Raw genomic sequence first — 20,753 nt, 5'->3', positions numbered from 1 at the left:
TATGGTCGGTAGACCATCGAGACCCGATCCGGGGGCGCGGCGGCAGCGAAATGACCGGGCGGGCCATGGTGAACCGTCAGGCTCGTCACTGGGGTCTGATCCGCTGCAGGATCTCCCCTCTCGCGCCGATGACGACGAGCTTCCGCACGTCGGCTCCCGAGGGATACTCCACGGCCCATAGCCCGAGCCCCGCTCCGACACTTCGTGTGAGGTTCCCTGGAAGCTTCCCCCCATCCTTTGTGACAGCCGTCACCCCGTGAACGTCGTCCTTGGCCACACCGAACCAGACGTCTATACCGCGAAGCTTGCCCTGCGTGCGGGCGAACTCGTTGGCGGCGAGTGGAGGAAATCCGGAGCAGGAGCTACCGTTCGGTCCGCTCTCGCAAAGGAAGAGCTCGTTCTTGCGGGGTGCGTCGCTCAGCCACATGACAAGCGGTGGCACGGAGGCGATCTTTCCCTTGGGGGGATACTTCTTCTTCAGTTCTGCGAATCCCTTGTAGGTGGGCCGTGGCGTGGCTGTGGCGGACGGCGCGGCGGGCACAGCGACGGCGACGCCGTCCCGCTGCCCCGGCCACGGGCGAACCGCCCAGGCCGCAACGACGGCGGCGACCGTCACCGTCGCCGTGATCCCGGCGACGGCCGCACGATGACGTCTGCGCATGGCGCGTCCTGCCCCAATGGCATGGTTCACGTCCACCGCGGTAGGCGGCTGCTCCTCGCGCGCCAGCGAGTCGAACACCTGCTTGACATCCATCAGCATTCCTCCGCACGTGCTAGACGGGATTCCGGCTCGCCGAGCATCGCGCGCAGAGTGGCGAGGCCGCGGGCGGTCTGGCTCTTGACGGTTCCGGTGGAGCAGCCCAGCACGTGGGCGGTCTGCTCCACGCTCAGATCGCAATGAAAGCGCAGTACGAGGGTGGCGCGCTGGCGCGGAGGGACGGCAGTGAGGGCCCGGTGGATGTCCATGGCCATGTCCCGGTCGCCGCTTTCGAGCGGCTGGTGGGATATCGCGGACGTCAGCCGTACCCGCGAAAACCAGCCCCTTCGCTGTTCGGCGAGGAAGACCCGGATCAGCATCACCCGTACGTAGGCGTCGAGGTCGTCGGCCGCCCGCGCCTGGCGCCATTTGACGTAGAGCCGTGTTATCGCTGTCTGTACCAGGTCGTCCGCGCGGTGCCAGTCCTGACACAAGGGGTAAGCGATCTTCCGCAACCAGGACAGCCGGCCCCTCACATAGGCGGTGTACTCCTCATCAAGACTCATCGGGCTCCCAGATAGATGGCTTCACACCAGAGGAGATGCCGCCAGCCCGGACGCGGGTTGCATGGAACGGGGCCGGCTACGGAGTTTCCTCTCCAGATGATTCCGTACCACCAAGATCGGCATCGAAGGCGTGGGCACCCCGGCACGAGCTCGACACATACGGCATGCACCGCTCCATGCGGCTGAGGATCAGCCACTACCTCCACGGAGGCAGCCCTCACATCGGCTGAACCAGCGACAACAACAGTGTGAGCTCTGTGAACTCGTTCGTTCGCGAGTCGGACGAGCCGGGCCCTGACTAGAACCGGTAGCGCGAGGTTGCCGGCGTCGAAGAACGCGACATGCCCTTGGCATCCTGAAGCGTCGCGAGCCGAATGAGCGATCGGTCGCGCTCCATCTCAGCGTTGTCGCAGGTAGTGCCACAGATTCATGGCCCTGTCTAGCCATCAAACACGAAACGTACGTGGCGCTCCGATGAGGGAGAGCCCGTCGACTGGCGAGGGATGGCGATCTCCGGCCTGGAGTCCGCGACACTCCGCTCGGCCGTGGAGCGTGGGGCGGTGGCTTGCAGGATGACCTGCGCGACCAGCTGGGGCGCGTCGTTCATCGGCATATGGCTGCATCCGGGCAGCCACACCATCCGCATCAGGGGGATCATGGCTGCCGCACGCGCAGCCTGGCGCGTCGGCAGGACCCGGTCGGCTGTGCCCCAGGCAATGGTCACCGGGAGGTCGGGGATGTCCCCGACGAACAGGTCCCGTGCACGCCCAGCGCGCATGGTGGCCTGGAACGCGATCGCCTGGCGTAGCGCACGCAGCGCCGCCGCCACTGCCTCCGGCGCGGACTGGTCAGCGCGCATGTACAGGGTGCCGGTCAAGGCCGCCTGCCCCAGGATCGTCTGCGAGAGCCAAGCCGTGATCGGCTCCGGCAGGCGCGCGATCTGACGGGCCGCGTTCAGTACGGCAAAGGCGTACCACCGCTCGGGCTGGCTCCAGAACCCAGCCGGGGCCACCGCCGTCACGCTGCGGGCGAGACCGGCCTGGCCCAGCCGCAACGCGATCAATCCGCCCAGGGAATGCCCGACCACGTGCGGCCGCTCCAGCCCAAGCGCGCTGAACACCGCACCCATCTCAGCCACCACGGTGGTCAGGTCGCGGGGCTGTCCGTCGGGCAAATCGGGGGACTCACCAAAGCCCGGCAGATCTACCGTGATCACGTCACGCTCGGCCGTCAGCAACGGCACCACCGCGTCCCACGCCTGCCGGTTCGACCCGAGGCCGTGCAGCAAGACCACCGGCTCACCGGTTCCGCGCCGCTCGTACGCCACGGTCATCGGGGCCACACCCGGCGGTCGTACTTCCACACGAGACCCCGTAGCGGAGAGAACCGCAGGCGGAATGGTCCTGCCACGGTTGACCAGCGGTGCGGGCATCGCCAGCACCGCAGCCGGCAGCCCGCCCGCCCAGTCGCAGACCTTCCCGACGACCTGCGTCCCTGTCCGGAGCACATCGGCACCAAGACGGGTGATGGGGGTGAAAGCAGATGTCACTGAGGACAACGACAGGACGTTCAACATCGTGACAGGGCGTTCGCCCATCCCTCCCCACTTCGGTCATAGGGGAACCAAAGTTTCGGTAACGTTAACGGCCCATATGGGTCATGGCATAGCGACAGACCGAAATTTTTACCTTTGGGTCGATGGTCGTCGGTCAAAATTCAGCCACGCCCGACCCTGGAGGCGCGCCCGTGTCGCCGTCAGGGGCGGGGGCACAGGACCGAGGGCGACGCATCTTTGCATGCTGTTACGCAGCAGCCCGCATCGCATGGGCGCCGCCGAGCGGATAGGGGCACAGCGCAGCGTCGGCTCCTGGCGCATGCATCGGCCGGCAGCAGCACAGCAAACGACCATAGACGGGCTCAACAGCCCGAGTGACCGCTCTGGCTCGGTAGTTTCATCGCGGCACGTGACGAACGAGCCGGAACGGTGCCGACGGTTGGTGGATCAGCGGCGTCCCGCTCGGTTCAGTGCGTCCTCGGCCTGGGTGGCCATCGCGGTGACCAGGTCCTCCGCCGAGGGCAGGTCGGTGATGAGGTCGACGGCCTCGCCCGCCCAAACCGGCAGCGGGGGGATCGCGCCGCGTGCCACGTCCTCCTGGTAGTCCTGAAGGGCTTGAGGATCGGCCGCGAGCTCGGCCTCCCGGCCGCGCCAGCGGTCAAGGTAGGGGTGGCCGAGTGTGCGGGCAGGGTACTTCGACGGCCACTTGGAGCCTCGTGCGATGTCCAGCACGGTGCTCCGCTCGGTGTCCTGACCCCGCCCCTCGAGGATCGCCTTGGTGATCGAGGGATGGACAAGGGCCTCGGTGGTGGCCTGGAAGCGGGTGCCGATGAGTGCTCCGGCAGCACCCAGCACGAGAGCCGCCGCCACACCGCGCCCATCGGCGATCCCGCCCGCTGCCAGTACCGGCACCGGAGCTACGAGATCCACCACCGCGGGCACGAACGGCAAGGTGGACCGCCCGCGCGCGGCTCCGTGCCCGCCGCTCTCGGTTCCCTGAGCCACGATCACATCGGCGCCCAGGTCCACGGCCCGCTTGGCCTCCTCCAGATCGGTGACCTGGAGGATCAATAGAGCCTCTGCCCGGCGGACATGCTCCGCGTATGGGCTCGGATCGCCGAAGGACAGCATCACAGCGCTGGGGCCGTAGCTCAGCGCCAGCTCCACCGCAGCGAGATCGATGCCCCAGGTCAGGAATCCGACACCCCACGGCCCTTCGGTGCCCGCGACGATCGGGACCTCACGTGCCAGCCACTCCGGGTCCCCGTACGCGCCGCCCAGAATCCCGAACCCGCCACCGCGAGAGACGGCTGCGGCCAGCGCGCCACCGGCTGACCCACCCATCGGCGCCAGCGCGATCGGATGCCGCACGCCGAGCATCTCCGTGAACACCGTCGACAACGTCATGCCCACATCGTGCCGTCCCTTCCGGCAGACGGGATCACATGCGCTTCCGCTCTCCGCCAACCACGATCGCCACTTGGATGCGGCTCTGCAGCGTGGCGAGATGCGTCCTGTCGTCGGTTCCGCCGGATAGGCGCGGCGGCGTTCAGCGCGGAATCACCCAGCCCGGCGCCCAGGCCCCGGCGGCCTCGCGGCCGGGGGATGTGGCGGCGAGGTGGGCGCGGAGGGTGGCCAGCGCTGGGTGGGGGTTGTCGCGGTGCCACAAGAGCGAGTGCGGGTAGACGGGCGTGGGGTCGGTGACCGGGATGCGGCGCAGGCCGTGGCCGGCGGGCCAGACGAGGCGGGTCTGCTCGCCCATGAAAGTGGCCAGGGCCGGGGTGTCGGCGATGGTGTCGAGGAGCGCGTCGGAGCCGAAGTTGGGGCCGGTCGCCTCGATGGTGAGGCCGAACTCGGCGACGAGATCGTCGTAGTAGGCGGCCCACTCGGTACCGGGGACGATGCCGGGCATCCAGATCCGGTGCCCGGCGAGCTGGGTCAGGGTCACCGACCGGGCGGACGCCAGCGCATGGGCGGGGCCGGTGAGGAGCTGGAGCGGCTCGTCGAGCACCCGTACGGACTCGATGTCGTCGGGAAGGGGCCGGCCGGGCACGGCGACGGCGCGGAAGGACGCGTCGATCACACCGGACCGAATGGCGGCGACGGCCTTCTCGATATCGAACAGCATCACCACGTCGAGCTCGATCTCGGGGGGTACGCGCGGTGGAAGCCGCGCATCAGGCCCGAAGCCGCGCTGCGCGAGGCGATCACGTCGACGCGCAGCGGACGGCTGCCGGCGCGCACGGACGCGACCGCACGCTCGGCGACGCGCAGCAGCTCGCGCGCGTGGGGCAGGAACGCCTGCCCATCGATGGTGAGCTCCGCGCCGCGCGCGGTGCGGGTGAACAGCCGCACGCCGAGGTTGCGCTCCAGCACGGCGATGCGCTTGGAGACGGCCTGCTGGGTGATCGCCAGCTCGGCGGCGGCCTCCTGAAACTGCCCCGCGTCGGCGGCGGCGACGAACGTCCGGACGGTGTCGAGGTCCATGCCCATACCTTATGAACACAACCGTTCGTTGTGGCGAAGGGCCTTGCAGTTGTTTGATCCCTGGGTATGGCGCGCGCTTTGATGCTTCCGATCGCGGATCGGTTGTGCGGGTGGATAGTGAGGGGCGTCGGGCATGAGGAGCGGGCACCGGCTGGGGCGGCAGTTCGGGTGGCTCTGGGGGGCGTACGGGACCAGCGCGCTCGGTACGTGGCTGGCCTTCGGCGCGTTCCCGCTGATCGCCATCCAGGTGTTGCACGCCGGACCGGCCGAGGTCTCCGCGCTCTTCCTGCGTGGGGGCTGTGGTGGGCGCGGCCGTGGCGGTGCCGCTCGGCCCGTGGGTGGAGTTCCGCCGCAAGCGGCCGGTGCTGATCGCGATGGACCTGGTGCGGTTCGCGGCGCTGCTGACGATCCCCATCGCGTTCGCGCTCGGCGTGCTCACCTTCCTTCAGCTCCTGCTGGTCTCGGTCGTCGTCGCGGCGGCCGACATCACCTTCCGCGCCGCCTCCGGCGCATACCTGAAGACGTTGCTGCAGGCCGAGGACCTGCTGGTCGCCAACGCCCGATTCGAGTCCACGGCCTGGACGACCACGATCATCGGACCGCCGCTGGGCGGCGCGGCGATCGGGCTCCTCGGTCCGGTGGCGACGGTGGTGGCCGACGCGGTCAGCTACCTGCTCTCGGCCTTGGGCATCGGCGCGATGGGCGGGCACGAGCCGCGGCACCAGCGCCGGGAGGCCGCGCGCATGCGGGCCGGGGACCTTGCTCGACGGTTGGCGGTACATCCTCGCCGACGCGACGCTGCGCCGGCTGTTGTTCAACACCGCCCTTTTCAACGGCCTGGTGATGGCCACCGGGCCGCTGCTGGCCGTCCTGATGCTCGGCCAACTTGGGTTCGCACCGTGGCAGTACGGCCTCGCCTTCGCCGCGCCCGCGATCGGTGGGCTGATCGGTGCGCGGCTGGCCCGGCCGCTCGTCACTTGGTTCGGGCAGCACCAGGTCCTGGTCGTGGCCGGGGCGCTGCGCGCGCTCTGGTCCGTCGGCCTGGCCTTCCTGGGGCCGGGCACCGGAGGGCTGTTGCTGGTGATGGGCGTCGAGCTTGGGCTCATCTTCTGCTGCGGGGTCTTCAACCCCATCTGCGCGACTTACCGCCTCGAGCGCACCGCGACCGACCGGGTCGCCCGCATGCTGTCCGCCTGGGCGGTGACGACCAAGGCCTCGACCGCCCTCCTGACGGCCGTCTGGGGCGTGCTCGGCGGCCTGCTCGGCCCGCGTACGGCCATCGGCCTGGCCGGCGTGCTCCTGCTGGCGACCCCGCTGCTGCTCCCCCGCCGCGCAGCGCCGCCCCTCGCCGAACCGGAGCCGGCACCGAGCCGCGCCTGACGGGGATGCGACGACATCCTGTCGGCTTCAGCAGCCGATGGCCGACACGCCTGCGGCAGAAGTGGCAAATGTGGTGATTTGTTAGGTATTCGAGATCAACTCCGAGAGACGGCGTTGCCTGGCGGGAGTCCAAGGAAGTGGGGGTCCAAGCAACACAAACGGGGTGAATTCTCATGGTCGAAAGACTGCTCAACGTCAGGGAGGCCGGCTGGCCTCGGATCTTCGTTCCCATCGGGGTGTTCCTCGCGGCGTTCGGCGTGTGCAACTTCGCCGAACTGCCGCTCGGCTGGAAAGACCGCGTTCCCCAGATCACCCGCTACCTGGAAGCCACCGTCGGCCTGGGGGCCGAATGGGTGCCCGCGGCCCTGTGGACGGCCAAGACCGTCGAGCTCGCGCTCGGCGTCATCGCCGTCATCGCGCTGACCAGACGGCACGTCGGTCTGCTGGCTACCTCGGTCCTCGGTTGGATGGGCTGGTTCATAGCCTTCGCGGTCCTCGATGTCTGGGCCGCGGACAGGGCCGAGCTTCAGGAACACACGGTGTACTTCGTGATGTTCACGGTCCTGCTGGTGAGCATCCTCGTGGTCAGTGCGGCCCGGCAGGCATTACAGCGGCTGGAGGGCTACGCGTCCACGCGGGCTGACGCGTAGGTGGCAGGGTGCGGTACGGCCTGCGCCCGATGGGGGCAGGCCGTCCGCGCCGTGCTCGGCCGGGCCAGACCGCAAATTTGGGCCCGTGAGCGCGGACACGCCTCAGGGGAGAGCCGGCACGGCAGGCTGGGAGTTGGTCCAGCCGACCTCGACCAGCGTCTCGTTGAACGACTTCTGCGCGAACGCCTTGCCGTTGAGCATGACCGTCTGGTCCTGTGACAGCAACACCATCCTGCCGGTGTCGACGATCAGCCTCAGCTGGACGGAGGTCGCCTTCTCTCCCGTCCCGTTCGATCTGTCGATCACGACGACGGCGCCAGATCTGCCCAGGTTGTCCTTCGCATTGCCGTCGGCGCGGACGCCCGGCATTGTCAGCAGAGCCTGGAAGGCCGCCGCGCGGACCTCCTTCGGAGCGGGAAGGGCGTGCAGGAGCTGAGGCAGGGTCGACGTGAGCCACCCGGGGATGGAAATGTCCTGGAGCCGGCTCACCTGGCCCGCCTTCGTGAGCCAGTCCTTCAGACGGTTCGGGTCGGCGGGCAGGCGCTGAACCTCGTCGTACGTCAGCCACTGCCCGGCGAGCAGGAACTGGTTCCGTTCCCGCACGGGGACCATGCGACCTTTGGAGGGCTCGGTGGACAACTTCACGGTCTTGCCGTCGATCGATTCGCTCCACTTGGAGGGGGAGCCGTCACGCTGCCACGCCTTCTTGTCCGCCGCGGTCGCCGGCTGCGTCCCCAGTTCCCGGTATCCGAACCACCTCCTGCCGTCGGGGGCGCTCCACGATTCCGAGATCCGCTGCTGGACCAGCGAATAGGGGTCCGACTTGGTGCCGAACCGCCAGGGGTGGGTGGAGGTCATCAGTGCCCTGGTGTGCCAGTAGGCGCCCTCCGGGGGAGCGGCAGCCGCGGGTGCGCTCAGGACGGTGGCGCCCACGGCCAGGCCGACGCCGAGAGCGATCAGCCGCCGAGCCGGCGCGGTCGCGAACCTCATCAGTTTGCTCCATGGATTCGAAGTCACGACTATCCATACGCCTGGGGCTGCCCTGACGGTTGCCCGCGAAAGGGTTCGCGTCAGCGGGCAACCGTCGCGGAAGGCCGAAGCGTATTAGGAGGCGTGACATCGGACAGACAGCCGTGAGCGGCGCGGAGCATGACTTCGGCGCCTTTGTGGCCGCACGTGCCACGAGCCTGCTGCGGGTCGCCTATCTCGCCTGTGGCGACGAGACGGAGGCCGAGGACCTGCTGCAGACGGCGCTCGAGCGTACCTACAAGAACTGGGACCGGGTCCGCCACGACAGCCCGGAGCCCTACGTGCGCCGCGTCATCATCAACGCTGCCATCAGCCGCGCCCGCCGCCGGGCGATCCTCAGCATCATTCCCATGCACAGCCCGCCAGAGACGTCGGCCCGCGCCGGCGACCCCGACCTGGTCCATGTGCTCATGGACGCGCTGCGCGCCCTGCCGCCCCGGCAGCGCGCGGTGATCGTCCTGCGGTACTGGGAGGACCTGAGCGAGACGCAGACCGCCGAGGTGCTCGGATGCGCGCTCGGCACGGTCAAGAGCCAGGCGTCGAAGGCCCTGGCCAAGCTCCGCTCGGCGCTCGGCAGGGAAACAGTGGAAGGAGTGATCAAGAATGCCCACGCTTGAGGACGAGATCCGCCGGCTCATGGCGGACGAGACCGCGAGGCTGCAGGCCGCGCCCGACCTGCTGACGCGGGTGGTGCACTCCCACCGGAACCGGAGGAGGAGGGCCAAGGCCGCGGCGGTGGCCGCGTCCGTGGCCGTCGTCGTCGCGCCCGTCGCCTACCTGACCGCCGGTTCAGTCGCCACGACCGGCGAGCAGGCCACGATCTCCGCAGTACCGGAACCGCCTGCCATCGACGACACTCCGCCTCTGCGGTCCGAACCGCCGGACCTCGGGAACCTGGGCGACGGGAGGGAGTTCGGGCACGTCAAGGTGGGATATCTGCCTGAGCGGCTGCAGTGGTCCGAATGGTCGGTGGACTTCGGCGACAGGTACTCGACCGCGTACAACTACGAGGGCGACGACAGAGGCTCCTATCGAGTCCAGATCTACATGTACGAGGGGGAGGCCGTCCAGGAGGTCGACGACCGGATCCAGGGATATCGCGAGGAGGGGGAGGGCGAGGAGGTGGCCATCGGCGACCGGGGCGGCTACCTGGTCGTGCAGGACGTCGGTGAGGACGGCATGAAGGGCACCCCGACTCTCTTCCTCAGAATGGGCGACAGGCAGTGGGCCGAGATCATGGTCAGCCCCATGTATGTCAAGGAGTTCTCTGGCGTCGAGGCCGTCACGGCCGAGCTGAAGAAGATCGCGGAAGGGCTGACGTCCACCCTGTGATGCCGAGTGGCCGCTCTCGTGACGGATGCCTCGCGCAGGCGAACATCGGCGTACCGTCAGCGGGCCGGGGTTCGGGGGCGGTTCCACCAGAGGGAGAGCGACAGGGCTCCGGTGATGAGGATGGCGCCGCCGGCGGCGAAGGCGGCGGCTGTGTCGACCCGTTGACGGATGACGGTGAAGCTGCCGGGGAGGGCGTCGAGGGCGCTTTGGAGCTGGCCGGCGTTTTCAGCGCGGTGGTAGGAGCCGCCGGTGGTCTGGGCGATCTGCTTGAGCGCGGGCTCGTCGATCATGCGGATATTGCGGCTGCCCCTGTCGAATCCGCCGCGGCCGCCGCCCCAGCCGCCGAAGCCGCCGTCGAACTGGGAGTTGCCGCAGACCATCGGGGCCGGGCTCGTGGTGCCGAAGCCGATGGGAAAGACGCGCACGCGGCGCAGGGCCGCCTCCAGGGCGGCGGTCTGGGGGGCGACGCCCTGGGTGTTGGCGCCGTCGGTGAGCACGACGATCGCGGCACCGGCGTACCCTTCGCCACTGCTGGTGGGTTTCGCGCCGGTGGGGGCGACCGACGGGTCGACGTCCGCGATCGCGTCGATCGAGGTGAGTATGGCCTGCCCGATCGCGGTACCGCGGTACGTGGTGAGGTTGTCCAGCGCCGCGATCAACGCGTCGGTGTCGTCGGTGGGAGGGACGAGCAGGCCTGCGTTGCCCGCGAAGGTGACCAGGCCGATGCGCGGCCCGCCGCGCTGCGACTCGATGAAGTCCGTGGCGGCCTTCGTCGCGGCGGTGATGCGGTTGGGGTCGACGTCCGTGGAGCACATGGAGCCGGAGGTGTCGAGCGCGAGCAGGATCGTCGCCGACGTCTGCGGCACCGGTACTGACGCCTGTGGCCGCGCGGCGCCGACCGCGAGCAGCGCGAGCCCGGCTACGAACAGCGCCGCGGGGATCTTCCGCGTCCAGCGCGTACGGCCGGGCAGGGCGCTGCGTACGAGCGCGATCGAGGTGACGCGCACGGCGGCCCGCCGGCGGCGGCGTCGCGCCCACCAGCGGATGGCGAAGATCAGCGGGATGATCAGGACGGTCAGCAGCGCCCACGGCCATGAGAACGACATTCAGATCACCCGTCCAGACCGAAGCACGGTGAGCGCCGCTCCCCCGGTGAGCAGCGCGAGGGCGAGCCAGATCAGCCCGCCGGCGAGGGGCAGCGGCTCGTCGGAGACGGTGAGCCGCAGGTCGATCGTGTCGGCGATCCCGTTGAGCCGCGCGGCGTCGGAAGCTGGGTGGTAGGCGCCGCCGGTGGTCTCCGCGATCACGGTGAGGGCGTCCTCCTCGAGCGACGTCTGCAGGTGGAAGCCGTCGACCTGCACCGTCGCCCCGGCCGTGGTGCCGACGCCGACGGTGTGGATATGGACGCCTGCCTGCTGGGCCACGGTGGCGGCACGTTCGACGTCGGGGCCCCGGTTCTGCCCGTCGGAGAACATCACGACCGTCGCCGACGGCCAGTAGCCGATGTCGGGCGCGGTGCCGTCGCGGCCGATGGCCACCTGCTTGCCGATGATCGCCGACAGCGACCCCGTGATGGCCGTTTCCAGCGAGGTGCCGCCGGCGATCTTCAGCCGGTCGATGGCCTTGAGCGCGATGGAGTGGTCGGCGTCGGGCCGTGCGGTGGTGAGCGCGCCGCGTTCGAACGCAACGACTCCGATGTCGACGCTGTCAGGCTGCGCCGCCACGAACGCGCGGGCCGCCCGCTGTGCGGCCGCCAGCCGGGTGGGCGCTACGTCGTCGGCGCCCATGCTGTTGGAGACGTCGATGGCGAGGATGACCGTGCCCTCCGTCCGCGGGACCGGCACCATGGCCGTCGGTCCGGCGGTGGCGATCCCGAGTATCCCGACGCCGGCGATCGTCAGGCCGACTCCGAGGTACACCCGGCGCCCGCCCGGCACCATGACGCCGGCCGCGGCGAGCGCTGCCGTCCGCCGGCGTGCCGAGACGACGGCGGCCCAGGCGAGCGCCGCCGTGACGAGCAGTCCGACGGCCAGCAGCAGCGGGGAGGACAGGGTCATGAGGCCTCCCATGAGATGAGCTCGCTCACGGCGACCGGTCCCGGGTTCGGGCGACGACCTCGACGAGCGCCTCGGCCAGGTCGCGGTCGGTGTCGATGCGGTGGACGGGCACCCCGGCCCGGCGCATGCCCGCCGTGAGCCGGGCGTCGCGGGCGTCGACGGCCTCGCGGAAGCGGACCCGCAACAACGGGTCGGCGGAGTCGACGACGAGCTGCTCGCCGGTCTCGGCATCCTCGACCACGATCAGCCCGGCTTCGGGCAGCACGTCGTCGGCGGTGTCCACGATCCGCAGGACGACGACCTCGTGCCGCCGGGCCAGGCGCTGAAGCGAGCGCTCCCAGTCGCCGTCGCCGATGAAGTCCGACAGCACGACGATGAGCGCGCGGCGGCGCGCCAGCCGTCCGGCCGCATCGAGCATCTCCGCCAGGTCGGTGGTCGCGCCGCCGTCTGCCGCGGACGTGCGTTCCAGCTCGGCGCCGATCCGCAGCGCGTGCCGCCGGGAGGTGCCGGGCGGCACGACGCGCAGCATCCCGGTGTCGAACAGCAGGGCGCCGACGCGGTTGCCGCCCCGGCCGAACAGCCGGGCGAGGACGAGCGCGAGTTCAGCGAGCACGTCGTGCTTGCCGCGCCCGGGCTGGCCGGCCGCCATCGACGCCGACCGGTCGAGCACGAGCCACACCGTCAGCTCGCGGTCCTCGGTGAACACACGCAGGTGCGGCTCGTCCAGCCGTGCGGTCACGTTCCAGTCGATGTGCCGGGCGTCGTCGCCGTCGGCGTAGGCGCGCAACCCGGTGAAGTCGATCCCTGAGCCGCGGTGCGCGGTGCGGTGGGCGCCCTGGAGCCGGCCGTCGAGCCTGCGGACGACCTTCCACTCCAGGCGGAGCAGGAGCCTCTCGGGGGCGGTGGCCATGGGCTCAGCGGTTCTGCAGGACGACGTCGGGCGCCCGGACAGCGCCGAGCACCCTGGTGATGATCGTGTCGGCGTCGATGTCGTCCGCGAGGGCCTCGTACGACAGCACGAGGCGGTGGCGCAGCACGTCGAGCGCGAGCTCGGACAGGTCGTGCGGCAGGACGTAGTCGCGGCCGCGCAGGAACGCCAGCGCCCGGGCGCCCGTGACGAGCGCGATGGACGCCCGCGGGCTCGCCCCGTAGGTGACGTACCGTTCCAGCTCGCCGAGCCCGGCCGTCGCGGGGGAACGCGTCACGGCGACCAGCCGCACCGCGTAGTCGACGATGGCCGGATCGACGTACACCTCCTGAGCGCGGGCCCGCATCGCGATCAGCTCCGCGGCCGTCACCATCGGCTGCGGCGACTCCGGCGGACGCAGCGCCCGGTCGACGATCGCCTGCTCTTCGGCCTGCGTCGGATAGTCGACGACCACCTTCATCATGAATCGGTCGACCTGCGCTTCCGGCAGCGGGTAGGTGCCCTCCGACTCGATCGGGTTCTCCGTCGCCATGACGAGGAACGGCTCGGGCACCCGGAACGTCTCACGGCCGATCGTCACCTGATGCTCCTGCATCACTTCCAGCAGGGCGCTCTGCACCTTGGCGGGGGCGCGGTTGATCTCGTCGGCCAGCAGCAGGTTCGCGAACACCGGGCCGAGCTCGGTTTTGAACTCGCCGGAGTGCTGGTGGTAGACCCGCGTGCCCACGAGGTCGGCGGGCACCAGGTCGGGGGTGAATTGGACGCGCTGGAAACTCCCGGCGATCGCGGCGGCCAGTGACCGCACCGCGAGCGTCTTGGCCAGGCCCGGCACGCCCTCGACGAGCAGGTGGCCGTCGGCGATCAGCGCGACGGCCATGCGCTCCAGCAGGACGTCCTGCCCGACGATCGTACGTTTGACCTCGAACAGCACATGTTCGAGCGGATGAGCCGACTCGGGGGACTTGGTCGAGGTCATATGGTGTTCCTTCTCGTCGGTCAAATCAGGGGCCCGTCGCCCGGCGGGCCGTCGCCTTCGCCACCACCCAGGGCCACGCCGATCGGCACGGCGAACGCGATGCCGGCGAACGCCTCGTCGCCTCCCGGGTCGGCGATCGAGACGACGATGCCGATGACCAGGCCGCGAGCGTCCAGGAGGGGCCCGCCGGAGCTGCCCGGGTTGACGGAGGCGTCGAACTGGATGAGCCCGCTCAGGTCGCCGTCCTCGGCCCTCCGGTTCAGGCCCGACACAACACCGGTGGAGACGCTGTAGGTCAGGCCCAGCGGATTGCCGATCGCCACCACGGGCGCACCCACGGCCACCCCGCCGCCGAGCGTCGCCGGGACGATGATCTCCGGCAGCTCCGCGGGCTTGAGGGTCGCGACGTCACGCTTGGGATTCGCCGACATGACAACGGCCTTCGTCTTGGTGCCGTCAGCGAACGTCACGGTGACGTCCTTGGTTCCTTTGACGACGTGGTGCGCCGTCAGAATCGTCCCGTCCTCAGCCGCGATCACCCCGGTGCCGAGCGACTTCCCGGCCTGGATGACCGCCACCGACGGCCCGACCCTCTTGAAGACCTCGGACACCGCGAGCGTCGCACTGGGCGTCGGCGTCGCGCTCGGACGGGGCGCGGCCGCTTCGCCGTTCCCACCGCTGCTTCCCAGCCAGTACGCCAGCACCGCCACAACGACAAGTGCGCCACCCCCGACGACGAACCGCCGAGCCCTCCCGGCCACGGCTCCCTGAGCCTCGGCCGCACCAGCCTCCTGCGGCACGCGCTCCATCGCCCCATCGTCATAAACCTCAGCGAAAACTGCCATAAAGTCCGTCTAAGAACTCCATGAGAACGGGTCTTACCGTCCAACGCGCGCAGCATGGGGACGAGGACGGCGACGCCCTCGGCTGGTGGAGCAGCCCATCCCCGGCGCGCCGCGTTCGATCAGGGACGCGGCAGTTGTCGCTGGTGCCAGCGCTGCAGCAGCGACGGCAGCTCGCCCAGCAGGAACTGGTAGAAGTCCCGCATCCGCGCCAGCCGCTGATGGGCCGGATCGCCCGGCTCGGTGGTCGCGATACCGGTGTCTGCGGCTTGCAACATGACCTGGACGACGGTGTTCTGCGTGGAAAACAGCCGAGGCCAGGCGTCGTCGCGCAGCCGATAGTGCTCACGCCGGCTGCCGGGAGCGGGCAGGCGTTCGATCAGCCCGACCGACAGCAGCGTCTTGACCGCGCCGGAGACCGAGCCCGCGCTCGCGCCGAGCCGCTCGGCGATCTGGCCCATAGTGACCGTCTCGGTGTCGGTGAACAGGAACACCGCGAGCGTCCGCGCGGACATGCGCTGCATCCCGCCCTCGGTCAGCGCCAAGGCCAGCCGTTCGGCCGCCAGCCACTGCTCCTGCTTGTCGCTCACACGCCACCTCCATGCAGCAGGATAGCGAACCGCTGTGAGTCTTCAGAAATTTCCGAAATTTCGCTATGTTGGAGGGAATCGGCCTGTGGCGGGTCGACGGTGTGCCGGGAAGCCTGGTCGGCGAGCAAGATCCACGAATGTCGATGAGCAGGTGCGGCCGCCGGCCCGCCTGCAGACAGGAAACGCCGATGAAGGTCCTCATCCTCACCCACGGCACCCGCGGCGACGTGCAACCCTACGCCGCGCTTGCCCACGCCCTGCGTCAGGCCGGACATGAGGCGGTGCTGGGTGCCCCGGCCGCTCCCGCGTCCCTGGCCGAACCGTACGGCCAGCCGTTCGCGGCGCTGGACGACGGCCCGAACCGGCTCATCAACAACCCGGACATTCGGGAGGCGGTCGAGACCAACTACCGGGGCCTGCGCGGCAAGAAGGCCGCGCTCACCGTCATCAAACGCACCAAGCCGCTGATGGTCCAGGTGATGGCCGACATGGCCGCCGCAGCCGACGGCGGCGCGGATGTGATCGTGCACCCGCCCGGCTTTCCCTGCCACCACATCGCCGAGCGCCTGGGCGTGCCCGCCGTGCCGGCCGCGATGCAGCCGGTGTGGGTGCCGACCGGCACGTTCCCCAACCCGATGCTGGCCGGCGTCACCGTACCCCGGGCGCTGAACCGGGCCTCGTACCTGCCCACCAGGCTGCTGTTGCGGACCTCCGTCGCCGGCGTCGCCGACCGGTTCCGGCGCGAGACCTTGCACCTGCCCCGGCGGCGGGGACGGCACGACGTGCTGCGCACCCCTGACGGCAGCCCGGTCACCGTGCTGCAGGCCTTCAGTACGCACGTGCTGCCGCCACGGCTCGACTATCCGTCCTGGGTGCACACCACCGGGTTCTGGTACCTGCCCGCCGCCCCGGGGTGGACGCCGCCGGCGGAGTTGAGCGCCTTCCTTCGGGCCGGAGAGCCGCCGGTCTACATCGGCTTCGGCAGCATGGCGGGCACCGACCCGCGCCGCGTCGGCCGGATCGTCGCCGAGGCCGTCAAGCTGGCCGGGGTCCGCGCGGTCCTGGTCTCCGGCTGGGGCGGTATCCACCTCGACGACCTGCCCGACACCATGCTCCTGCTGGACCAGGCGCCCCATGACTGGCTGTTCCCGCGCATGGCCGCGATCGTGCACCACGGCGGCAGCGGCACCACCGGCGCCGCCCTGGCCTCCGGACGCCCGCAGGTGATCTGCCTGTTCGTCGCCGACCAGCCGTTCTGGGCCTCGCGGATGCACGCGGCGGGCGTCGCCCCGGCACCCCAGTCGCAACGCGGGCTCACCCCGCACAGCCTGGCCGCCGCCATCACGGCCGCCGCCACCGACCAGGGCATGGCCGAACGCGCCGACAACCTCGGCGCACGGATCCGCGCCGAGAACGGCGTCCACACCGCAGTCAGAATCCTGGAGACCCTCGCATGACCACCGACCACGTGAACGCCGACCTCGCCGAACTGTTCGCCGCCCCCGACCGCGACGCCTTCCTGGCCGGCCTCGCCGAGCACGGCCCCGTCACCCGGGGCCGCTACCTGGACGGCACGCCGATCTGGCTGGTCACCGGATACGACGAGAGCCTCGCCGTGCTGACCGACCCCCGGCTCAGCAGCGACATGGCCCGCCAGACCAAGCTGAACGTGGCGGCCGTCGCCGGGATACCCGAGGACGTGCGGCCGTACCTGACGCGCACCATGGGCGCCTACGACCCGCCGGACCACACGCGGCTGCGCAGGCTCGTCTCGCGCGAGTTCACCGCCCGCCGGGTGGAGCGGCTCCGCCCGCGCATCCAGCAGATCGTCGACGAGCTCATCGACGGCTTCACCAGGCACGACTTCACCGGGTACGACTTCAGCGGGCACGACGAGATCGACCTGATCGAACGTTTCGCCTACCCGCTGCCCGTCCAGGTCATCTGCGAGCTTCTCGGCGTGCCCCAGGCCGACCGCGGCACCTGGCGTGCCTGGGGCGAGGCCATGACCGCCGGCGATCTGGAGGCGATGGCGGCAGGCGCCAGGGCCCTGGTGGCGTACATGTCCGAGCTGATCGAGGCCAAGCGCGGCGACGGCGGCGACGACCTGCTGTCCGCGCTGGTCCGCACGCAGGAAAACGACGGCGACCGGCTCAGCAAACAAGAGCTGACCTCGGTCGCGATCAGCATCCTCATGGCCGGGCACGAGACCACCGTCAGCCTGATCAGCCATGGTGTTCTTCTCCTGCTCACCCATCCCGACCAGGCCGACCGGCTGCGCGGCGACGCGGACGCGATGGCCGTCGCGGTCGAGGAACTGCTGCGCCACAGCGGCCCGGCCGAGATCGCCCCGCTACGCTTCACCCTCGAACCCACCCGCATCGGTGACGTCACCATCCCCGCCGGGGAAGCCGTTCAGGTGGTCAACGCCCTGGCCAACCGCGACCCGCGTCGCTTCGGCGACCCCGGTAACCTGCGGCTCGACCGCGGCGACAACGCCCATCTGGGCTTCGGGCACGGCATCCACTACTGTCTGGGCGCCGCACTCGCCCGCGCCGAGGCCCAGATCGCTGTGCATACGTTGCTCCTGCGGCTGCCCGGGCTGCGGCTGGCGGTGCCCGCCGAGCAGATCGTCTGGAAGCCCGGCCTGATGCGCGCCCTGACCGCTCTGCCTGTGCGTCCATGAACACCGCCAGGGCGCTCCTCGACCCGGCCAAGAAACGGCCGATGCCGCTGTCGAATGACAGCATCGCCTCAGTTCTTGCCGATGCGGCTCAGCCATTCGCCGAGCAACGTGCGTTCCCCGTCCGTGAGGATGGTGGCCTCGTCGAGGTGAGCTTGGAGCGAGACCGCGGCGTTGAGCAGACCGGTGGAGGTGGCCGCGGTGACGGGGTCGGTGGTGATGGTGGCCAGGATCGACTCGCGGGCCATCGTCGACAACGTCATGTCGCGCTTCTCCGGTGGTGTGGCGATGAGCGTGAGCGTCACACCTTTGCCGGTGGAGTGGATGAGCTGAGCGGCGCGTTCTTCGGTGACGCGAAGCCGGCCGGCCTGGGCGACGCGGTTGACCTTGTGCGCGAGGATGGCGGCGGATTGTTCCGCTGCCGGGGATTCGTGGCCGGGGCGTACGTCGCCGAAGATGAGGGTGTAGAAGGCCGGCTGCGCGAGGCCGAACTCGACGTGGAGATCCCATCCGACGCGGAGATCCTCGACGGGATCGTCGGTGTCCTCGAGCGCGGCCTTTTGGGCCAGGTAAGTGGCGAGGCCGAAACTGCCGGCGGCGTCGAGCAGGCCTTGCATGTCACCGAACAGCCGGTAGATCGCTGGTGCTTGCACTCGGGCTGCTGCGCAGACGGTGCGCGTGGAGACGGCATCGCGGCCGCCTTCGGAGAGGAGCGTCGCCGTGGCCTCGATGATGCGTTCGCGGGGGGCCTTGGCGGGCATAGCCGTAATGTACATCGGCCGCGTCCTCCTCATGTCGGCGAACCACGGACCGTCGCCGAGATTCGTGGCGTGTCGTACGGGTGAGGATGATTCGTCACCGGCTGGCACCACTAGCTGTGCGCGCGCTCAACGGGGTTGCACGTCGACGCGCAGGATGCGGTCGTCACCGGGACGCGCGTCGGTTCCGCCCCAGGTGGCGATCGGAAATCGTCGGCGATGCGCAGGGCGACGATGGCGTTTTCCTGCGCCCCGGACACATAGGCGTAGACCGTGCGATCGGTGGCGAAGTCGCGTGAGGCGACGATGCCGAGCAGGCCGCCCTCGGAGCTGGCCACCACACCGGGCACCGCGCCGACTGTCTGCGGCGTGCCGCCGCCGGCCGGGACTCGGACGAGGTCACCGGTGATCCGCTGCGACACCAGCGCGGACCCGTCAGGGAGGAACGTCAGCCCCCACGGTGCCTTGAGGCCGCTGACGATCTCGGTGGGTACGCCGAGCGTCGCGACTTGGCCGCCATTGCGCGTGGCGCCCGGCTGCACGTTGCCGGCGTTGGTGATCGGCTCTTGAAAGGTCGAGCAGGCTGTCAGGGCGAGCGCGGCGATCAGGCTCACGCCCGTCGCGGCGCGTCGAAAGGGTCGAGGTGACATGGCTTCGCCTCCTTCGACCAGGTCCTTGTCGCCCGACCTGCGGTTCGTCACGCGGCGCCGCCGTTGACGAAGATGGTCTGCCCGTTGATCCACCGGCCGTCGCCGGCGAGCAGGGACACCACTTGGGCGATGTCGTCCGGGTGGCCGAGCCGTTCCATCGGGTTCTGCTTGGCGATGCTCTGGATGAGGTCGTCGCTCTTGCCCTCGAGGAACAACGCGGTCGCCGTGGGCCCAGGCGCTACGGCGTTGACGGTGATGTCCCGGCCGCGCAGTTCCTTGGCCAGGATCGGGCCGAGGGCCTCCACGGCCGCCTTGCTCGCGGCGTACGCGGCGTAGCTGGGCAGATTGAGCCGGGTGATCGAGGTGGAAAAGTTGATGATCGCGCCGCCTTCACGCAGCCGGCCGACCGCTTCGCGGGCGACGACGAAGGTGCCGCGGACGTTGGTGCGGTGCATGCGGTCGAACTCGTCGAGGTCCAGCTGGGCGACCGGCTTGAGGATCATGATGCCGGCGGCGTTCACGACAACGTCCACGCCGCCGAACGACTGCTCGGCGGTGTCGAACAGGGTCGTGACCGCGTTCTCGTCGGCCACGTCCGCCTGGACGGCTACGGCCCGGCCGCCTGTCTCCTCGATCGCCGCGACCGTGGATTTCGCCTCGGTCTCGTTACCGGCGTAGGCGACGACCACGTCCTGGCCGTCGGCGGCGAGCCTCAGCGCGACGGCGCGGCCGATCCCGCGGGATCCTCCGGTCACGACGGCAACCCGGTTCTGGTTGGAGGGCACCGTGTTCTCCTTCTCTGGTTTCAGTAGGTCAGAAACGCGCCGGGGTGAGCAGCTCGGCGCACGGTGGCGGCTCCGGTCATGAGGACGACAGACATCAGTGCTGCTCCTTCACATCACGGTAGCGCCGATACCAATGTATTGGATAAAGGCGATGTGTCAAGCTGCTATCAGAGCAGTGTTACTTGCGCTACCGCGATCAGGGCATCAGGGGCAGCCGGCCCACGATCTTGTCGACGCGGTTGCGGGGCCCGACGATGCTGACGGCGTAGTAGTCGATGTCCTCGGCTCGGGTCTCTTTCACGGTGGCGAGATAGTCGGCGTAGACGCGGGTGTGTTGCGCCGCGGCGGGCATGTCGGCCACGAAACAGCCGTCGGCGGCGGCCGCCTTGGCCCGGATCGTACGCAACGCGGCCGCATCGGCGACCAGGATCGAGCAGCCCGCCCAGGGCAGCCCCGGGTGTGCGTGCCTGTCGGCGTCGATCGCGTCGTCCCCCAGGAGTCCGGCGACCGCGTCGGAGGTCGCGGCCGCCACACAGACGGCCGCGTTGACGGCACGGCCCGCGGGCAGGCCGTCGTTGACGATGACCACCCACTTCAGGCGTGCTGCCCGGGTCGGGGCGGTGGGGTCGATCTCCCCGGGCGCGAAACCGACAACTCCCGCGGCGCTGTCCGCATCGGACATGATGACCATCCTCTAATCGTTCATACGGAATCGATGCGATAGAGTATTCATCCATGCGATCGACAGGCAAGTGATCCGTATATGTATCGGAGAGAGTGGGGTTTTA

Annotated in this window: 23 protein-coding genes and 1 pseudogene; 7 read left to right on the top strand and 17 right to left on the bottom strand. The window is 69.8% G+C overall.

What is annotated here, in order from left to right:
• Positions 1–85 precede the first annotated feature (85 nt).
• From ACTWQA_RS42940 to ACTWQA_RS42915, 6 genes are all read right to left on the bottom strand, one after another.
• On the bottom strand, positions 86–754 hold the full coding sequence (locus ACTWQA_RS42940; protein ID WP_443164630.1) for a hypothetical protein: 669 nt from the start codon (positions 752–754) through the stop codon (positions 86–88).
• Complete coding sequence (locus ACTWQA_RS42935; protein ID WP_305924833.1) at positions 754–1,263, bottom strand: SigE family RNA polymerase sigma factor; 510 nt, start codon at positions 1,261–1,263, stop codon at positions 754–756. Before ACTWQA_RS42935 ends, ACTWQA_RS42940 begins: the two co-directional genes overlap by 1 nt.
• A 439-nt stretch (positions 1,264–1,702) precedes the next feature.
• Complete coding sequence (locus tag ACTWQA_RS42930; protein WP_443164629.1) at positions 1,703–2,596, bottom strand: alpha/beta fold hydrolase; 894 nt, start codon at positions 2,594–2,596, stop codon at positions 1,703–1,705.
• 669 nt (positions 2,597–3,265) lie between these two features.
• Positions 3,266–4,225, bottom strand: a complete 960-nt coding sequence (locus ACTWQA_RS42925) for an NAD(P)H-dependent flavin oxidoreductase (RefSeq protein WP_443164628.1) — start codon at positions 4,223–4,225, stop codon at positions 3,266–3,268.
• 142 nt (positions 4,226–4,367) lie between these two features.
• Entirely contained in the window at positions 4,368–4,946 is a 579-nt protein-coding gene (locus ACTWQA_RS42920) for a LysR substrate-binding domain-containing protein (RefSeq protein ID WP_443164672.1), read from the bottom strand.
• Entirely contained in the window at positions 4,946–5,305 is a 360-nt protein-coding gene (locus ACTWQA_RS42915; RefSeq protein ID WP_443164627.1) for a LysR family transcriptional regulator, read from the bottom strand. The genes ACTWQA_RS42920 and ACTWQA_RS42915 overlap by 1 nt, the downstream gene beginning before the upstream one ends.
• Before the next feature lie 290 nt (positions 5,306–5,595).
• Here ACTWQA_RS42915 and ACTWQA_RS42910 point away from each other — a divergent pair.
• From ACTWQA_RS42910 to ACTWQA_RS42900, 3 genes and pseudogenes are all read left to right on the top strand, one after another.
• Positions 5,596–5,997, top strand: a pseudogene (locus ACTWQA_RS42910) (MFS transporter); the annotation flags it as partial.
• Positions 5,998–6,064: 67 nt separating this feature from the next.
• Complete coding sequence (locus ACTWQA_RS42905; protein ID WP_443164626.1) at positions 6,065–6,685, top strand: MFS transporter; 621 nt, start codon at positions 6,065–6,067, stop codon at positions 6,683–6,685.
• 173 nt (positions 6,686–6,858) lie between these two features.
• The gene (locus tag ACTWQA_RS42900) at positions 6,859–7,335 is read left to right on the top strand and encodes a hypothetical protein (protein WP_443164625.1); all 477 of its coding nucleotides are present in this window, start codon (positions 6,859–6,861) and stop codon (positions 7,333–7,335) included.
• A 102-nt stretch (positions 7,336–7,437) separates the two neighbouring features.
• On the opposite strand, the gene ACTWQA_RS42895 is transcribed toward ACTWQA_RS42900, so the two are convergent.
• Positions 7,438–8,325, bottom strand: coding sequence for a hypothetical protein (locus ACTWQA_RS42895; protein WP_443164624.1), 888 nt, complete (start codon positions 8,323–8,325; stop codon positions 7,438–7,440).
• Between the two features lie 143 nt (positions 8,326–8,468).
• Between ACTWQA_RS42895 and ACTWQA_RS42890 the strand changes: the two genes are divergently transcribed.
• Together ACTWQA_RS42890 and ACTWQA_RS42885 are read left to right on the top strand one after the other, a co-directional pair.
• On the top strand, positions 8,469–8,981 hold the full coding sequence (locus ACTWQA_RS42890; protein ID WP_443164623.1) for a SigE family RNA polymerase sigma factor: 513 nt from the start codon (positions 8,469–8,471) through the stop codon (positions 8,979–8,981).
• On the top strand, positions 8,968–9,696 hold the full coding sequence (locus ACTWQA_RS42885) for a hypothetical protein (protein ID WP_443164622.1): 729 nt from the start codon (positions 8,968–8,970) through the stop codon (positions 9,694–9,696). Before ACTWQA_RS42890 ends, ACTWQA_RS42885 begins: the two co-directional genes overlap by 14 nt.
• Before the next feature lie 56 nt (positions 9,697–9,752).
• On the opposite strand, the gene ACTWQA_RS42880 is transcribed toward ACTWQA_RS42885, so the two are convergent.
• The 6 genes from ACTWQA_RS42880 to ACTWQA_RS42855 all read right to left on the bottom strand — a co-directional run bounded on the left by ACTWQA_RS42880 (position 9,753) and on the right by ACTWQA_RS42855 (position 15,089).
• Complete coding sequence (locus tag ACTWQA_RS42880) at positions 9,753–10,802, bottom strand: VWA domain-containing protein (protein WP_443164621.1); 1,050 nt, start codon at positions 10,800–10,802, stop codon at positions 9,753–9,755.
• Positions 10,803–11,753 (bottom strand): VWA domain-containing protein, encoded by a 951-nt coding sequence (locus ACTWQA_RS42875; protein ID WP_443164620.1) that lies wholly within the window; start codon positions 11,751–11,753, stop codon positions 10,803–10,805. It lies immediately after the preceding gene.
• Between the two features lie 25 nt (positions 11,754–11,778).
• Positions 11,779–12,663, bottom strand: coding sequence for a DUF58 domain-containing protein (locus ACTWQA_RS42870; RefSeq protein ID WP_443164619.1), 885 nt, complete (start codon positions 12,661–12,663; stop codon positions 11,779–11,781).
• 4 nt (positions 12,664–12,667) lie between these two features.
• On the bottom strand, positions 12,668–13,657 hold the full coding sequence (locus tag ACTWQA_RS42865; RefSeq protein ID WP_443164618.1) for an AAA family ATPase: 990 nt from the start codon (positions 13,655–13,657) through the stop codon (positions 12,668–12,670).
• 20 nt (positions 13,658–13,677) lie between these two features.
• Entirely contained in the window at positions 13,678–14,466 is a 789-nt protein-coding gene (locus ACTWQA_RS42860) for a S1C family serine protease (RefSeq protein ID WP_443164617.1), read from the bottom strand.
• Positions 14,467–14,621: 155 nt separating this feature from the next.
• Complete coding sequence (locus ACTWQA_RS42855) at positions 14,622–15,089, bottom strand: GbsR/MarR family transcriptional regulator (RefSeq protein WP_443164616.1); 468 nt, start codon at positions 15,087–15,089, stop codon at positions 14,622–14,624.
• Between the two features lie 188 nt (positions 15,090–15,277).
• Between ACTWQA_RS42855 and ACTWQA_RS42850 the strand changes: the two genes are divergently transcribed.
• Positions 15,278–16,546, top strand: a complete 1,269-nt coding sequence (locus tag ACTWQA_RS42850; RefSeq protein ID WP_443164615.1) for a glycosyltransferase — start codon at positions 15,278–15,280, stop codon at positions 16,544–16,546.
• On the top strand, positions 16,543–17,775 hold the full coding sequence (locus ACTWQA_RS42845) for a cytochrome P450 family protein (RefSeq protein WP_443164614.1): 1,233 nt from the start codon (positions 16,543–16,545) through the stop codon (positions 17,773–17,775). Before ACTWQA_RS42850 ends, ACTWQA_RS42845 begins: the two co-directional genes overlap by 4 nt.
• A 68-nt stretch (positions 17,776–17,843) precedes the next feature.
• Here the strand turns inward: ACTWQA_RS42845 and ACTWQA_RS42840 are convergent, their stop codons facing one another.
• The 4 genes from ACTWQA_RS42840 to ACTWQA_RS42825 form a co-directional block, all read right to left on the bottom strand.
• Positions 17,844–18,533 carry a TetR/AcrR family transcriptional regulator gene (locus tag ACTWQA_RS42840; protein WP_327588303.1) on the bottom strand — a complete coding sequence of 230 codons (690 nt, stop codon included), beginning with the start codon at positions 18,531–18,533 and terminating at the stop codon, positions 17,844–17,846.
• Between the two features lie 110 nt (positions 18,534–18,643).
• Positions 18,644–19,231, bottom strand: a complete 588-nt coding sequence (locus ACTWQA_RS42835; RefSeq protein WP_443164613.1) for a PQQ-dependent sugar dehydrogenase — start codon at positions 19,229–19,231, stop codon at positions 18,644–18,646.
• The gene (locus ACTWQA_RS42830) at positions 19,228–19,965 is read right to left on the bottom strand and encodes an SDR family oxidoreductase (protein WP_443164612.1); all 738 of its coding nucleotides are present in this window, start codon (positions 19,963–19,965) and stop codon (positions 19,228–19,230) included. The genes ACTWQA_RS42835 and ACTWQA_RS42830 overlap by 4 nt, the downstream gene beginning before the upstream one ends.
• A gap of 196 nt (positions 19,966–20,161) precedes the next feature.
• The gene (locus tag ACTWQA_RS42825; RefSeq protein WP_443164611.1) at positions 20,162–20,647 is read right to left on the bottom strand and encodes a DUF2000 domain-containing protein; all 486 of its coding nucleotides are present in this window, start codon (positions 20,645–20,647) and stop codon (positions 20,162–20,164) included.
• Positions 20,648–20,753 lie beyond the last annotated feature (106 nt).

Source organism: Nonomuraea sp. 10N515B (assembly GCF_052245915.1).
Classification (GTDB): Bacteria; Actinomycetota; Actinomycetes; order Streptosporangiales; family Streptosporangiaceae; genus Nonomuraea.
The sequence above is the reverse complement of the archived record's forward strand: the minus strand, read 5'-3'. Positions and strand labels throughout refer to the sequence as shown.